The sequence below is a fragment of the Paenibacillus thailandensis genome (assembly GCF_042685365.1).
GTDB lineage: Bacteria > Bacillota > Bacilli > Paenibacillales > Paenibacillaceae > Paenibacillus_AP > Paenibacillus_AP thailandensis.
This window is the reverse complement of record NZ_JBHUMY010000043.1, coordinates 356840-372964: the sequence shown is the minus strand read 5'-3', so window position 1 is coordinate 372964 and position 16125 is coordinate 356840. Positions and strand designations below refer to the sequence as shown.

Here is a 16125-nt window from a genome sequence, read left to right as displayed (position 1 = left end):
TATTCCTTCTGGCTGTTGCGTTTGAACGCCTGATAATCCATCTTCGTTTCACCTCCTTGCCTTAATCTGGAACCGGCGATCACTTTGCACCTGAATGTTTACGGAGAGACTGGAGTTGACGGCTGAAATACTTTTCAAAATACCATCGCATGTAATAGGCCGCTGTCTCATCGTCCAACTCCCAACAGCGTCTGAACCATGCGTACAGCAATGTGCCCGCGATTCGCACACTGCCGTTGGCGACCAGTTGCTTCAATAAAGTCTGCAATTCTTCCGGCAACCCCCTGCGTACTACCATTGCGTTCACCTCCCTTCAATGCTCCGGCACTCTCACTACCGGATTTTCACTGTCAAATGCCCACGACAAATAACCCGCTTTAATTCAAGCAGGCAAATCTGCGATATTGAATTAATTGTCAGGCTGTTAGGACTGCAACCGCACGGCAATCCGCAACTGACGGCTCAAATACCAACCGTCATGCTGTAAATCCCGGGCGATCTTGCCGTAGTCCAGATATGGCATCAGCGACGGCGGCACATGGCCGAACAGTCCTTCCTCCGCCATCTGCTCCGCAACGTCGGTCAAATCATCGATGTCGTAGTAAACGATGAACTCCCCGGCCTGCAAGGCCTGAATCACCTCGTCACGATTGCCTAGAAATTCACACAGTGCCGCGACCAGCCTGTCGTCGTAACGGTTCAATATCTCCATGTCATCATTTATGGCAAACACATCCTCATATTCGCCAATGGCAAATGGAGATTCATAATCATGAATCGCGTATTCTTCGTCTTTGCCAAGCACATTCCGGATGCATTGCTTTAGTTCATGCCGTTCCATCGGCAACGTGACCCAACGGCCAACCAGTTTGCCTTCGTTGTACTTCGCCAGATTGGCAATATACACGTTGATCTGCATTGTATTTCCTCCGTTGATTATTTTCGCGATTCAGCCGAATTCCCGGTTATCAATTGGCATCCATTGCATAGAACGGCTGGACAGCAACACGAACCTCGGGCTGAAAGTGCCAACCTGCATCGGCTAACTCCCGAACCAACTTGTCATAGTCGAGAAACCGCTTAAGGGTGACAGGAACGCGGCCATAGTACCCTGACCGCACCATGGCGTCCGCTACGTCATAGAGGCTGTCTACGTCATAATACACACGGAGCTGTCCGCCATTCAGAATGCGAATGACCTGATCTGCATTATCCGTACATCCGCAAAGGGCATACACAAGCCGATGATCGTATTGAGCCATGACAGCGGCGACCTCATTGACAGTGAATACGTCGTCGTCCCTCTCGATAATAAATGGGGCCTCAAAATCCCGAATCTCCAACGCTTCATTGCCATCCGCAATTTCCTGCATAGCCTTCCTCAGATCATCCGGATGCATCGGTAATGACAGCCAGCGGCCAACCGTTTCTCCTTCTCCAGTCACATAAATCTGAATCTGCATGTCCATTCGCCTCCAGTTCAATCAGACCAAACATTCCATTGACATTTGCACGCAACCACCGTTACCTGAGGATGCAATTTCCATCCCCCGACAGCTACGCCGACAATCATTACCAACCGAACAAACGCATCCCTCCTTGTTATCGTGGAAGCATCTCACCTTCCATGTCCTCGCTGTTATGCCTGCCAAACAAAAAGGACTGCCGTCCGCTGTATAACAGCAGAAAGCAGTCCATATGTAACCGGGTGGGGCATTAAACGGCTGGCCACCCCTTGTTATAAAAGCAGGGTGGTGCCTCCGGAAAATGTATATGATTTTTGCCTAAATAGGGCCGATCTTTCCTCCATTAAATAGCCGTCAACGCTTCCTTCGATCAATAGTGTTCAGGAATTCGCGGGCCACTTTGATCACGAAGTCCACTTCATCTGCATGACGTTGGCTGAGCATCGCATTCAATTCCTCAATCTTTGTGTGGATCTCGTCACTGCCATAATGCATCGGCAATTCTTCAATATCCTCAAACAGTTGAGCGGGTTTCACACCCAATGCACTGATGATTTTGCCCAACGATTCCAGCGATATATTACGGGTACCTCGTTCAACGTCACTAATATAGCTGAAGCTCAGACCGGATCTCTCTGCCAGCCGCTCTTGCGTCATGCCTTTGAGCTTCCGAATCTTGCGAATTTGATTGCCAACTATATGGATAAACTCTGCCATGCCATCACCTCTACATCAGATTAGTAGAGTGAGAGCAAGACTTTTATCCTATGATAGGAGAACTTTTTAACTACACTTATTCGTTTTCGTTGTATAATAGGCTTGTCTGGCTATTGCCAAGATTCTACATTTTTCATCAGAGAGAGGGAGGGCGTCACCAACAGAAAAAAGAGATGAATTTGATTTTATCATAAGCCACCTATTTAAAAACTATCAACAGAAGGAGAAGAGCCTATGTCAGTGAAGAAAATTACATCTTTACTCGTCGCAGTAATATTAGTGTTCAGCTTGTTCGATTCGGCATCGGCGGCACTGCCTGGGTACGGTGAGGAATTGCAAAACGCACCGTCCAATACTCCGACCGTCACTTTTGCAGACGTGCCCAATACGCATTGGGCAAATAAATACATAAGCGAAATGGCGTCCCGCAAAGTCCTCGAAGGTTACCCGGATGGCAAGTTCAGACCGGAAAATCAGGTATCCAGAGCGGAATTTGCCACAATTATTGTTAAAGCATCGGGATTACAGGCGAAGAAAGTAAACTATTCTTCGTTTTCGGATGTCAAAACGACGGATTGGTACTCTCCATTTATTGAGGCTGTTAAAGATTATATGACGGGTTATCGTACCGCCGACGGGAGCTACATTTTCAACCCGACAGCCCCGGCATTACGTGAAGATATCACGGTCGCACTTGTAAAACTCAAGGGATACGACGTTTCCCGCCTTGCGAACCGGAGTATTATTGAGGCCATGTTCAAGGACTATGCAGGTATTTCCGAAGCCGCCAAGGATTACGTTGCAGTCGCTGTTGAAAATGGGCTCGTATCCGGTTATCAGGATGAAACATTCCGTCCGCAGGCTTCGATAACCCGTGCTGAGGCCGCTACATTGCTCTGGAGAGCTTATCAATACGGTAATGATAACAAAAGTGTTGGCGGCGGAAATCAAACGACCACAACAACGCCTACGCCGCCGGTAACGCAACCGACTTCACCGACAACGCAACAACCACCCCTGCCAGTGAAGTTTAGCGTGGATACCTTGGTGGGCGGACTCGGGAAAGGCCAAATCGATGGGCCAGTCAGACAAGCAAAAATTTCCGAAGTTCAAAGTATGGTTATCGATAAGGATAACAACATTTTCTTTCTTGATGGGGACGACAGGAACTTTTTGAAAATACGCAAATTCAACAATGCCAATGGTACAGTGGAAACAAAGACCATTGACCGGACATTCGATTGGGATTATATCGCCGATGATAAAACAGTAACGCATCTGGATTACAGCAAGTTCAAACCGCAAAAGCTGGCATACAACGGAGCCAGCAATAAAGTTTATGTGGGTGGTACTAACCATATCGACATCATCTATGAACTGTCTCCCGTTGTTCAAGTAGCCACATATAGCAGTGATAGCAATGGCAAGTTTGACTTTATCGGGTTTGATAATCATCAATCGTTGACGTTCGGCGTGAGCTATTATGGCAATGGCAGCACAAAGATATTTCAGGGAGAGAAGGGTGGACAAGCTTCCTCTTTAGCCAATAGCAAAGAATCGACAGGCGTTGATCTCTTGCCTCGTTCCATAGATGACCTGTATCGAACCATGTCAGATGCGATCATTGCAGAACAGGCAATCTATACATTGAACACCTATAACAAATCCCTCTCAAAGGTTCAGCTTTATCCTCGTAAAGTCGAAACCATTGCGACTTTCAACAATATCGAGTTTGACTGTCTGGTCGCACATGAAGGCAAATTCTATGTAGCCAGCGGAACTACTATTTATGAAATCGGACTGGACGGCAGCCGCTCGGTCTACCTAGACGGAAAAGACCTGACGTACAACGACGGGAACCCGATCAATAAAATCAGCCAGTTGAGTTTCGACAGCAATGGCAACGTTATTGTCTACGACGACGACAACAAAGCAATCCGTCGAATCAATCTTGTATGACAGCAGGGAGCAGCGTGCTCCCTTCCCCTTTTCATACGATGCAAGAGGAGGGAACTACTTGAGTAACAGCTATTATTGCAAGAAGTGCCGAGCTGACCACGAAATAATGAGCCAAGTTGGCGTCCGGCATCTTCATCATACCCTTTCCGAAAAAGATGTCGCCAACTTCGTTAATATAGCTACAACCGTACCGACTTACGAGGTAATCAGCAATGGCATTCCAGGGGTATTTGAAGGGACTGATGCGTTTGTCCGTGAAGTTACCATCGCACAGACGCTTCAGCAGAAATTTCCGAATGTCGATGCTTTCAAGACGGTTGAAGGCTTCAAGGAATGGTTGGCGGAGCAGTTGCAGGGAAGCAACAACGCCGCCGCCAATGCACTGAGCCGCATTCAGGGTGACGCGGCGGGAGAAGTGGATTTCATCCGCGAAATGCAGGGCAATCTCCGCAATCTCTTCACGAAAATCGATTTCCCGCGTAATGCGGACGGCAGGATTGTCAGCAATAATCCCGGCATTGATGCTATTGAGATTAACCGTTTCACCGGAGATATTGTAAGGGAATATCAAGTCAAGACGCTCCGTTCCGCAGACAGCATCAACGAGACGCTAAAGGATTTTCTGAACAACGATCACTACAAGCCTACAACCGTGCTTGTCGGGCCGCAGGAATTGATAGATCGTGCCCGTGAAATGGGTATCCCGAATCCGACAAAGGTCATGGGTACGCTTCAAGACAATATGGATTCCGCACATGAATTAAGCAACAAGATCATGCATGGGCAACTTGCAGTCGGCATGACACCAGTTTCTGTGGCAGGGGAAATGTTGAACGGAGCGGCCATCGGAGCAGTCGTCTCAGTCACCGTATCGGGTCTCATCACTTATCTGCAATACAAGTCCGGAAAGATCACCTTTGACCAGATGAAAATGAAAATCGCAAAAGACGGTTTGAAAGGAGCAATCACCGGAGGGGCACTGGCTGGCTTATCATTGTTCATTCCGGGCGGCATCATTGGCGTTGGCGTCGGTTTCGTTGTCGGCACAACGCTTCGCCGGTTGCTGGATGAAGCTTATGGCGATGGCATGTTTGGCGGTGTTCTGGAGACGACCAAGGCCGTGCATGCTAACGTGAAGCTGTTAAACAGCGGTACGGTTTACATAGCACAACTTACGGAGATGAACGGGCAGACTTTGGCGAGGGCCGTTTCAACGGTGGATGACATGATTGCCGACCGCATTCAGGCCGACAATATCTACACCAAACTGGAGCGGGTTACCCAAAACGGCTTGCGGATTGATTACAGTAGAGACGCAGACAGTATTTTATCCCGACTGGATATGTTGCGAGACCGAATGCAAGGGGGGCGATAACGTATGACACAAAAAGACGTAAATACAGCAAATCTTCCGAGTAAACGGCAAGTAGATGAAGCCATTAGAGAAAATCCCCGGCTTGTCGATCAAAATCAGGTAAAGGCTATTGTACAACAATCCCTTTCTCAGCTTTCATCCATTGAGCACCGACTGGATCGGCTCGAAAATCAGGGAGTGATCGGGCGTGTCATTGGCTCTATAACCGGTTCCACGAATAAGGAAATGATTGCTCTCATGAGAGACTTGACGCAGGCCCAGCAGACGACGATCAAGCTTGTCCTGACGTTGGCCATCTACCACGCCCAAAACGTTACCGTCATGGATGAAATTTTGGGCGAGTTGGACAAGGCTAAAGGCGTACATACCCGGACAGCATCGCACATCGAATTCCTCTACGATCAAGTGCAGATGATTCGAGACACGCATCGACCGCAGAATAAGCATTTGGCCGGAAGGCTGGCTATGTTGGCCGCAGGATTTCTCGTAGCGGTGTCCGTGATGACATATCTGTTTTGGAACCAATTCCTTTAAGTTGTCCCGTTTGAACAAATAGCCAAGGAGATGAAAACGTGTTTGGCACAAATTGCGGACAAATGTATCGCGAAGATGAAAACTTCTGTGCTCAATATGTGGAAAACCCTGTAAACCGGGGTAATATATCCGAGAATGATCAACCGCAGAGCATGCGTTAACGTCAAGAAGTACCAAGGAAAAGAGCCGGATTCATTATTTCGATTGCAGTATGCAGTCTGCTGATGACGGTCGGACTGACAGCAGGCATGTTTTACATTGCGGATAAAATTGAGACATCCAAGCCGCTTTTACGGCCAATTGTAACGAGCGGCGGGACTTCAACCAAACCATGGGAAAACTTGGTGCCAGCAGAAGTGATGGAGCTGACTCCACTCGATCCAATGCCATATTAGTGGCTGCCGGAAACAAAAATATGAAAATCATTGAGCTTCTATTGAAACACGGAGCCAATCCCAACTACATGAGAGCAGGAAAAACGGCTTTGAATTACGCTGTAGAAAATGATGGTATTGAAATGGCCAAGTATCTTTTGGATTCGGGTGCCGACCCAAATGTAAGCACTGAATCGGCGATATGGAAAGCGGTAGAAAAAGGTTCAACCAAAATGGTCAAAATATTGCTGGACTATGGGGCCGATCCGAATCGAACTATCGTCAACAATAAATATTTGCTGCAATTCGCCAAGGATTCTGGACTGACAGAGATAGCTGAATTGTTAAAAAATGCTGGAACAAAAGAGAGCAAACGAGGTTAGATATACGATTAATAAGGCTGGGTTTTAAACTACGGGCTGAACTTGATGGTTCGGCTTTTTCTGTGTTACGTTACAATTCATCAAGATTGACGATATATAGAATATTGATCAGCCGACAGTAACCCTTCATCGATTGATTTTGTGAACTTTTGGCTTGTTTCATTGGGATTCTTGCCTGGGTAAGGCGGTGCTGAGGCCGAAACATCCATTTTTTCAAGTTCAACACCCAATTCACGTTACAAAAGTCATCATCGAACAATATATTTCCTCAAATAGGAAATCAGAACTACTTCAAACAAGGAATTTCAGCGGGGGATGTCGAATAGGAAAAGTTGCGTGGTTTCGGGCGGAACAAGAGGTGAACTATGGAAATCATCAATAATATCGACAATCTTCTCGGCGAAAATTTGAAACTTGAAGTTCGCAAAGGCAGCAAAGTATCGATTGCTGCATCATGCTTCTCCATTTATGCATATGAAGCCTTAATGAAAGAACTGAATCAGGTGGAAGAAGTCCGGTTCATCTTCACCTCTCCCACCTTTATTGCGGATAGCATAAAAAAGGAGAAGCGGGAATTTTATATCCCGAAACGGAACCGGGAAAAAAGCTTGTACGGCACCGAATTTGAAATCCGGCTCAAAAACGAATTGACACTCAAAGCGATTGCAAAAGAGTGCAGTGACTGGATTCGTAAAAAAGTCACGTTCAAATCGAACCGTACTTCAGGTTCAATGCAAGGCATGCTGAATGTGCAGACTGCAAACGAGCCGATCACCTATATGCCGATCGATGGCTTTACGACCGTTGATCTTGGTTATGAAAAGGGCAATGCTCTCTCCAAGATGGTGAACAAGTTCACAGAAGCTCCGTTTACCAAAATGTATTTCGATCTGTTCGATCAGGTATGGAATGACAAAAGCAAGCTTGAAGATGTCACGAACCAAGTTGTGGAGCATATTTCATCGGTGTATAAAGAGAACTCTCCGGAGTTCATTTACTATGTCATTTTGTACAATATTTTCAACGAGTTCCTATCGGACATCACAGAAGACATATTGCCCAACGAAGCAACTGGATTCAAAGAGACGGAAATCTGGAAACGTCTCTATCACTTCCAGAAAGATGCGGTTCTTGGTGCGATTAATAAACTGGAAAAATACAATGGATGCATCCTGGCAGACAGCGTCGGTCTGGGAAAAACATTCACGGCTCTTGGCATCATTAAATACTATGAACTTCGCAACAAGTCCGTATTGTTGCTATGTCCCAAGAAACTCGGCGACAACTGGCTTACCTATAAACAGAATGTAACCAACAATATTTTGTATGCTGACCGATTCCGCTATGATGTACTCTACCATACGGACATATCGCGGGAAAGAGGCAAATCAAACAATATCCCGCTTGACCGGTTGAATTGGGGCAATTACGATCTGCTCGTCATTGATGAGTCGCATAATTTCCGTAACAACGAAGCCAAGAAAGATAAAGAGACGCGGTATCAGAAGCTGATGCGGAAAGTGCTGAAAAGCGGCGTGAAAACGAAAGTGCTCATGCTCTCCGCTACTCCGGTGAACAACAAATTCATGGATCTTCGCAACCAGCTTGCCTTGGCTTATGAAGGGAATCCTGAGGAAATCAACAGCAAGTTGGGCACGGAGCGGGGGATTAACGACATCTTCAAACGAGCCCAGTCCGCGTTTAACCAGTGGTCTAAGATGGATGTTGCTGAACGTACAACGGAGACGCTTCTTGGTATGCTCGACTTCGACTTTTTTGAGCTGCTGGACAGCTTGACGATCGCCCGGTCACGCAAGCATATCCAGAAGTATTACAAAGCGGAAGAAATCGGCGAGTTCCCAAAACGGCGGCCGCCTCTCTCGAAGTTTTGCGATTTGACCGACAGAGCGGATGTTATCGGGTATAATGAAATCTTTATAGAATTGTCCAGAATCAATCTCGGCATCTATGCACCATTCAAATATATTCAACCGAGCCGACTGCGTTTCTATGAAGAGTTGTATGACACCAGCGTAAGGGGCGGGAGCGGGAACTTCAGGCAGATGGATCGCGAAGGCAGCTTGCAGCTCTTGATGCGGATCAACCTGCTGAAACGCCTGGAAAGTTCAGTGGAATCTTTCCGATTGACCCTTTCCAAGATTGTCTCCAAAATTGATCAGACGCTTCAGCAAATCGAAGCCTTCGAGGGAAGCGGGAAATCCGACGCTGTAGGTTATACCGATATTGAGGATGCCAATCTGGACGATGACGATTGGCTGGACGATGATTTCAGCATCGGGGATACGATCAAGATCAATTTGTCCGATATGGATGTTCTTCGCTGGAAAGAAGATTTGATGAACGACCACAACATTCTTTCCGCCTTGCTGACCGAAATGCAGAAAGTAACGCCTGAACATGATGCGAAGCTAAACACATTAAAGCAGGTGATTGATCACAAAATCAATCATCCGATCAATCCCGGCAACCGCAAAGTCATCATTTTCAGTGCGTTCACGGATACCGCGGCGTACTTGTACACGCATTTGTCGGAGTATATGAAGGCCAAGTACAATATCGATACGGCCAAAATCGTCGGCAGCGACGAGAACAAAAACACCGCCGGTTTGCGGAACGATATAAGCACATTGTTGACCTGCTTCTCGCCGCGATCCAAGGAGAAGAAACTGACCATGCCGGATGTAAAAGGCGAGATTGACCTGCTGATCGCTTCCGACTGTATTTCCGAGGGGCAAAACTTGCAAGATTGCGACTATCTCATCAACTATGACATTCATTGGAATCCAGTGCGGATTATTCAACGATTTGGTCGTATAGATCGGATTGGGTCGCAGAACAAGGAGATTCAATTGGTGAACTTCTGGCCCAACATGACGCTGGATGAATACATTCAGTTGAAAGAGCGGGTTGAGAATCGCATGGTCATCATGGATATGACGGCGACTGGCGATGATAACGTCCTGTTCAATCAATCCAGCGATCTGGAATATCGGAAGCAGCAGCTTCATCGTTTGCAGAAGGAAGTCGTCGATCTGGATGATATGAATACGGGCGTCTCCATCACCGATTTGGGCCTGAACGATTTTCGCATGGACTTGGTGAACTATGTCAAGGAGAACGGAGAACTTGATACCGTTCCGAGCGGACTGCATGCGGTTGTGGCTGCTGACGAAGAGAAGGGAGCAAAGCCCGGCGTCATCTTTGTTCTTCGCAACGTCAATGAGGAACTGAATCCCGACAAGCAGAACCGGCTACATCCCTTCTATCTCGTCTACATGAGCGAAGATGGTGAAGTCGTCACCAATCATATGGATGTCAAAAAGACGCTGGATATCCTAAGAGCCCTATGCAGAGGGCAATCGGAACCGATGATGGATGCTTGCCGCAGCTTCAATCAAGCGACGAAAGACGGCAAAAAGATGGACATGTATTCCATGTTGTTGGAAGAAACGATTCGCTCGATTGTACAGGTGAAAGAAGAAAACGATCTGGATAGCTTGTTCTCTTCGGGAGGCACGACAGCATTGATCGACTCGATTAAGGGGCTTGAGGACTTTGAACTCCTCACCTTTGTCGTTATCAGGCAGGTGAATGCGTGATGTTTCAATTGCCTTCAAGCACGCTTGTAAACCGTAAAATTCCGAAGAACAAATTTTATGAGAAGCTGCAAGCCAATTATCACCTCAGAGAACTCTTTACCGATCAGGTTGAATCGATCATCTGGAAGCACAAGCTATCCAAGGACACGATTCGTCTTGAACCGAAAGAGGATATTGAAGAAATTCAGATATTTGAAGTTCAATTGAAGGAGCAATCTTACTCCCTTGAATTGCTGCGGAGCATGGATAAGGCGATTCCCTATCCAATCTTGCATGTACTGATGTATGAGGGACAGGCCAAGCTCGCCATGGCGTATAAAGAGCGAAATCAATCCGACGACAATCGGTCTGTCGTTCGTTCCTACCATGAGACGGGCTGGCAGCCGGTGGAGAGTATCAAACTCGACATTCTCCAAGGACTCGATCTGAAGGCTGTTTACGAGAACATCATCCGTCAACTGCTTCCCATCAAGGTGAAGCCGGAAATCGAGCTTACAGCCGTTTTGGAGCGGCAAGCCCAAATTGACAAGCTGACGCAAGAATGCCAGCGACTTGAGTCCAAGATAAGGGTTGAAAAACAGTTTAACAAGAAGGTTGAATTGAACATGGAGCTACAACGAAAGAGGAAAGTATTGAATCAACTCCTTGATTAAGGAAACGGGGGTCAACCATGAAGAAGCTTACAATGAAATCGGTCGATTTGACTCAAGCCAATATCGACAAGATTGCAGAACTATTTCCTAATGTTATCACCGAAGCCAGAGATGAACATGGCAAAGTAATAAGAGCCATTGACTTTGACTTACTTAGGCAGGAATTGTCCGATGTGATAGTAGAAGGGGAGAAAGAACGGTATCAATTGACGTGGCCAGGAAAGAAGCAAGCAATCCTCAACGCGAACACACCAATTGACAAGACGTTGCGTCCCGTCAAGGAAGACAGCGTGGATTGGGACAATACGCAAAACCTGTACATTGAAGGAGATAACCTTGAGGCGTTGAAATTATTGCAGGAATCGTATTTGAACAAGGTCAAATGTATATACATTGATCCGCCATATAATACAGGTAAAGATTTTATATATAAGGATAATTTCAAAGAACCCTTAGATGAATATCTTGAAGATTCCGGTCAAGTCGATGAAGAAGGAGTTCGCTTATTTCAAAATACGGAATCAAATGGTCGCTTTCATAGCGATTGGTTGACTTTCATTTATTCGAGATTAAAAATTGCAAGGAATTTATTAACTGAAGATGGAATTATTTTAGTGTCCATTGATGATAATGAAGCTAAGAATTTGAGGGCAGTACTAGACGATATATTTGGCAATGAGAACTTTATATGTCAATTTATATGGAAAAGTAGACAAATGGTTGATAATAGAACAAAAACAGGAGTTTCTATAGATCATGAATATATTATTTGTTATGGCCGTAGTAATTTGTCAACTTTAAGAGGTAGTTTGAAGGATTTGGATAAGTTCTCCAATCCAGATAATGATCCTAGAGGCCCTTGGAGGAGTGCAGATTTAACTGGACTTGCTACCATAGATAAACGGCCAAACTTACATTACGATTTAATTGATCCTAAAACAGGCCTTTCTTATTCATGTCCACCTAAAGGATGGAGATATGATAAGGAAACAATGACAAAAAAAATAAAAGAAGGAAGAATACTGTTTCCTTCAAGCCCAGATGGCCGCCCACGGCATAAACTCTTTCTTAACGAAATGAGTAGTCAATATACAGGATTTAGTAGTCTTATCTCAAAAAACGTCTTTACTGTCCAAGGTACGAGGGAATTATCTGAGTTATTTCAGGAATCGGTATTTGATTTTCCAAAACCCTCTGATTTAATTATGACATTACTAGAACAAGCAACTTCTGCGGAAGATTTGATTCTTGATTTTTTCTCCGGTTCTGCAACAACTGCACATGCAGTAATGAAACTTAATTCCGAAGACGGTGGAAATCGTAAATATATAATGATACAGCTTCCAGAAAAAACAGATGAAAATTCCGAAGCGTACAAAGCCGGATTCAAGAATATCTGCGAAATCGGCAAAGAACGCATTCGCCGTGCCGCGAAAAAGATTAAAGAAGAAACCGGAGCTGATATTGATTACGGCTTCCGGGTATTCCGCTTGGATTCATCGAACATGAAGGATGTTTACTATACACCGGACAAGCTGAAACAGGGCGATATGTTCGACCTCGCATCCAATATCAAAGAAGATCGTACTGGGGAAGATTTGCTCATACAAGTCATGCTGGAACTCGGTCTTGAGCTTTCATTACCTATGGAAACGAAGCAACTTGAAGGGAAGACCGTTCATTACGTCGCCGGGAACTCTTTAATCGCATGTTTTGATGACAACGTGCCGGAATCCGTCATTAAACAAATTGCGGCGGAACATCCGCTTCGGGTTGTATTCCGCGACAGTTCCTTTGAAGATGATTCCGCACGAATCAATGTAGAAGAATTATTCAAGATGCTCTCTCCGGGCACAGAAATCCAAGTGCTGTAAGGTGGTGAGCTCAAATTGAAGATCAAATTCAAACATCAGCAGTTTCAGTTGGACGCCGTAAAAAGTATCGTGGATTGCTTTGAGGGGCAACCTAATGAGTTGTCCCGATTTACACTTGACCGAGGCAGAAGACAAAAACCGGAACAAATGGTCATGGATGATATCGCGAATGCCGAACAAGCAAATATCGGATTTAAGAACAACGCCATTCAATTGATTGATCAAGAAATCTTGAAAAACATCCAAACGGTTCAACGGAAGAACGGCCTGAAAATATCCGAGAAGCTTGAGGGCAAATATAATCTGACGATCGAAATGGAAACCGGGACAGGCAAAACCTACACTTACATCCGTACCATGTTTGAACTGTACCAAAAGTACGGATGGAGCAAGTTTATTGTCGTTGTTCCTTCTATAGCCATTCGTGAAGGTGTGCTCAAGACGTTCCAGATCACGGAAGATCACTTCATGTCCGAATACGGCACGAAGGCACGATACTTTGTGTATAATTCGAAGCAATTGCACCATATCGAGAAATTTGCCAGCGACGCCGGGATCAATGTCATGATTATCAACTCGCAAGCTTTTAATGCGAGAGGGAAAGATGCAAGACGGATTTACATGGAACTGGATGACTTCAACAGTCGCAAACCGATTGACGTTCTGGCGAGCACGAATCCGATCATGATCATTGACGAGCCACAATCCGTTGAAGGCAAGCAGACGAAAGAATCCCTGAAGGCATTCAATCCGTTGTTCACCTTGCGTTATTCGGCGACGCATCGTGAAGATTACAACAAAGTGTACCGGCTCGACGCCCTGGATGCATACAACAAAAAGCTGGTGAAAAAGATCAGCGTGAAGGGGATTTCGGCCAAAGGAACAAGCGGCACGGACAGCTATCTGTATTTGGAAGGCATCGATGTGAGCACGAAGCATGCTCCGGTGGCCCGGCTGGAATTCGAAGTGAAGACAAAAACGAGCCTTGCAAGAAAGACGCATAAAATCAGGCAGAACGATGATCTGTACCAATTGTCCGGTGAGCTTGAGCAGTACAAGGGCTATAAAGTGTCCGAAATTAACGGACAAAACAACAGTATTAGCTTTATAAACGGCGTAACTTTATACGCTGGTGACGTTCAGGGGGATGTAGGAGAACTGCATTTCCGCCGTATTCAGATTCGGGAAACGATTAAGTCGCATTTCGAGAAGGAACGAGCGTTATTCCATCAAGGGATTAAAGTGCTTTCGCTCTTTTTCATCGACGAAGTAGCGAAGTATCGGCAGTATGACAAAGATGGTTCGGAGCTTAATGGTGTTTATGCGGAGATGTTTGAGGAAGAATACACGGCCTTGCTCAATGAGCAATTGTCGCTGTTTGCCGATGATCCATACATTCAGTATTTGAATCGGATACAGGTGAAAGAAACGCATAAGGGTTATTTCTCGATCGATAAGAAAAGTAACCGCTATGTCAATCCGAAGGTATCGGCAAGAGAGACGGACTCCGATGATGCGGACGCTTATGACCTGATTATGCGGGATAAAGAACGATTGCTAAGTTTCGCGGAACCAACCCGGTTTATCTTCTCCCACTCTGCTCTTAAGGAAGGTTGGGATAATCCGAATGTGTTCCAAATTTGCACGCTGAAATATAGCGATTCCACCATCAAAAAACGTCAGGAAGTCGGGCGGGGACTGCGGCTTTGTGTCAATCAGAATGGTGAACGGATGGATTCGAGTGTACCAGGTATCGACGTTCATGAAATCAATGTGTTGACCGTCATTGCCAGTGAGTCGTACGAGCAATTTGCGAAACAGCTGCAAAATGAAATCGCCGAAACGCTGTCCGATCGTCCACGCAAAGCAGATCGCGACTTCTTCCTGGATAAGGTGTTGAAGAATGCACGCGGCGAGCAATACCTTAGCAAGCAAGTTACTGTACACGTTTATTAAAAATGATTATGTGGATGATCAGTACAATTTGACGGATGTTTATTTTAACGCTGTAGAAAATCAGGGGCTCAAACTTCCTGAGGAATTGACGGACTTTCAGGAACCGTTGGTCGAATTGGTTAAGTCGATTTATGTAGAGGGCAAATCGAATCTGGCTGATAATGAACGGAATCGCAATATTGCTTCCGTAACGGTCAATAACAATTTTTATAAAAAGGAATTTCAAGAGCTTTGGAACCAAATTAATCGCAAATCCGTGTATACCGTCAAATTCGACTCCGAGGAACTTGTTAAGAAATGTGTATGGACTTTGGACAATCATTTACAAGTGCCTGCGATCCGATATGCAATCAGGCATGGCGAAATGAACCGAATTGAGTCCCAACAACAGTTAAAATCGGGGGAAGCCTTTCAGACGCGTGAAACGAAAACAGAGCTTGTAGAAGTTAAACCGGATTTCCGAATTAAATACGATTTAGTCGGCAAATTAATGGATGAGACACGACTAACGAGAAAGACGATAGTTGCCATTTTAACAGGAATTAAAGAAGCCACATTCCTTCAATTTCGAAAGAACCCGGAAGAATTCATGATTCGTGCCGCCAAGCTAATCAATGAGCAGAAAGCGGCGACGATCATTGAATCCATAACGTATGATGTTCTCAATGATACATTCGAAGCGGACGTATTTACGAAAAATACATTATCCGGACAATTGGGGCAAAACGCAATTCCGGTTGAAAAACATATCTACGATTATGTTGTAACGGATTCCAAGATCGAGCGTGCTTTTGCCAAAGAACTTGATGTCAGCAATGAAGTCCGGGTATATGCCAAGTTGCCGCGGGGATTTTTTATTCCGACGCCGATGGGCAACTACAACCCGGACTGGGCGATTGTATTTAAGGAAGGCGATGTGAAGCATATCTATTTCATCGCGGAAACGAAAGGCTCCATGGAATCCATGGAACTCCGTGAAGTGGAGAAGGCGAAGATTGAATGTGCCCGGAAACACTTTGCTAAACTGAATACAGGCCAATTGAAGTATGATGTGGTCAACAGTTATGAGAAGTTGTTGGAAATTGTGAAATCCTAATTTATGCGAGGATGGGGGTGTTCCCCCATCTTCTTTATCTTCTCTGCCATGTTTTGGTCCTGGTCGTTGACACTGTTGTGGACTAAGTTATAATTGAGGCATAGAATAAAACGGAAAT

The 16125-nt window shown here is 45.4% G+C and carries 11 protein-coding genes and 1 pseudogene; 8 read left to right on the top strand and 4 right to left on the bottom strand.

The genetic code is table 11. The features are described 5' to 3' along the window. Positions 1-79 precede the first annotated feature (79 nt). The 4 genes from ACFSW5_RS25960 to ACFSW5_RS25945 form a co-directional block, all read right to left on the bottom strand. Entirely contained in the window at positions 80-298 is a 219-nt protein-coding gene (locus ACFSW5_RS25960; protein ID WP_213510154.1) for a hypothetical protein, read from the bottom strand. 126 nt (positions 299-424) lie between these two features. Next, entirely contained in the window at positions 425-919 is a 495-nt protein-coding gene (locus ACFSW5_RS25955; protein ID WP_379280208.1) for an antirestriction protein ArdA, read from the bottom strand. A gap of 49 nt (positions 920-968) precedes the next feature. Beyond that, the gene (locus ACFSW5_RS25950) at positions 969-1463 is read right to left on the bottom strand and encodes an antirestriction protein ArdA (protein WP_170209579.1); all 495 of its coding nucleotides are present in this window, start codon (positions 1461-1463) and stop codon (positions 969-971) included. A 357-nt stretch (positions 1464-1820) separates the two neighbouring features. Further along, on the bottom strand, positions 1821-2183 hold the full coding sequence (locus ACFSW5_RS25945; RefSeq protein WP_379280206.1) for a helix-turn-helix domain-containing protein: 363 nt from the start codon (positions 2181-2183) through the stop codon (positions 1821-1823). A gap of 234 nt (positions 2184-2417) precedes the next feature. On the opposite strand from ACFSW5_RS25945, the gene ACFSW5_RS25940 reads away from it, so the two are divergent. The 8 genes and pseudogenes from ACFSW5_RS25940 (at position 2418) to ACFSW5_RS26160 (ending at position 16007) form a co-directional block, all read left to right on the top strand. Further along, complete coding sequence (locus tag ACFSW5_RS25940; RefSeq protein ID WP_379280203.1) at positions 2418-4142, top strand: S-layer homology domain-containing protein; 1725 nt, start codon at positions 2418-2420, stop codon at positions 4140-4142. A 58-nt stretch (positions 4143-4200) separates the two neighbouring features. Then, positions 4201-5517, top strand: coding sequence for a hypothetical protein (locus ACFSW5_RS25935; protein ID WP_379280200.1), 1317 nt, complete (start codon positions 4201-4203; stop codon positions 5515-5517). Positions 5518-5520: 3 nt separating this feature from the next. Continuing rightward, on the top strand, positions 5521-6051 hold the full coding sequence (locus ACFSW5_RS25930; protein ID WP_379280198.1) for a hypothetical protein: 531 nt from the start codon (positions 5521-5523) through the stop codon (positions 6049-6051). A 331-nt stretch (positions 6052-6382) separates the two neighbouring features. Next, positions 6383-6808, top strand: coding sequence for an ankyrin repeat domain-containing protein (locus tag ACFSW5_RS25925; protein WP_379280195.1), 426 nt, complete (start codon positions 6383-6385; stop codon positions 6806-6808). A gap of 365 nt (positions 6809-7173) precedes the next feature. After that, entirely contained in the window at positions 7174-10428 is a 3255-nt protein-coding gene (locus ACFSW5_RS25920; protein WP_379280193.1) for a helicase-related protein, read from the top strand. Then, positions 10428-11081: a DUF4391 domain-containing protein gene (locus ACFSW5_RS25915; protein ID WP_379280190.1), complete on the top strand. Its 654-nt coding sequence runs from the start codon at positions 10428-10430 to the stop codon at positions 11079-11081. The genes ACFSW5_RS25920 and ACFSW5_RS25915 overlap by 1 nt, the downstream gene beginning before the upstream one ends. Positions 11082-11098: 17 nt before the next feature. Next, the gene (locus ACFSW5_RS25910; RefSeq protein ID WP_379280187.1) at positions 11099-12955 is read left to right on the top strand and encodes a site-specific DNA-methyltransferase; all 1857 of its coding nucleotides are present in this window, start codon (positions 11099-11101) and stop codon (positions 12953-12955) included. A gap of 15 nt (positions 12956-12970) precedes the next feature. Then, positions 12971-16007 (top strand): annotated as a pseudogene (locus ACFSW5_RS26160) (type III restriction-modification system endonuclease). The last annotated feature ends 118 nt before the right edge of the window (positions 16008-16125 follow it).

Bases quoted from the DNA above. Each gene is read 5' to 3' on its own strand.
- ACFSW5_RS25930 (WP_379280198.1), top strand. From the start codon at position 5,521: ATGACACAAAAAGACGTAAATACAGCAAATCTTCCGAGTAAACGGCAA.
- ACFSW5_RS25955 (WP_379280208.1), bottom strand. From the start codon at position 919: ATGCAGATCAACGTGTATATTGCCAATCTGGCGAAGTACAACGAAGGC.
- ACFSW5_RS25920 (WP_379280193.1), top strand. From the start codon at position 7,174: ATGGAAATCATCAATAATATCGACAATCTTCTCGGCGAAAATTTGAAA.
- ACFSW5_RS25950 (WP_170209579.1), bottom strand. From the start codon at position 1,463: ATGCAGATTCAGATTTATGTGACTGGAGAAGGAGAAACGGTTGGCCGC.
- ACFSW5_RS25945 (WP_379280206.1), bottom strand. From the start codon at position 2,183: ATGGCAGAGTTTATCCATATAGTTGGCAATCAAATTCGCAAGATTCGG.
- ACFSW5_RS25915 (WP_379280190.1), top strand. From the start codon at position 10,428: ATGTTTCAATTGCCTTCAAGCACGCTTGTAAACCGTAAAATTCCGAAG.
- ACFSW5_RS25925 (WP_379280195.1), top strand. From the start codon at position 6,383: ATGGGAAAACTTGGTGCCAGCAGAAGTGATGGAGCTGACTCCACTCGA.
- ACFSW5_RS25910 (WP_379280187.1), top strand. From the start codon at position 11,099: ATGAAGAAGCTTACAATGAAATCGGTCGATTTGACTCAAGCCAATATC.
- ACFSW5_RS25960 (WP_213510154.1), bottom strand. From the start codon at position 298: ATGGTAGTACGCAGGGGGTTGCCGGAAGAATTGCAGACTTTATTGAAG.
- ACFSW5_RS25940 (WP_379280203.1), top strand. From the start codon at position 2,418: ATGTCAGTGAAGAAAATTACATCTTTACTCGTCGCAGTAATATTAGTG.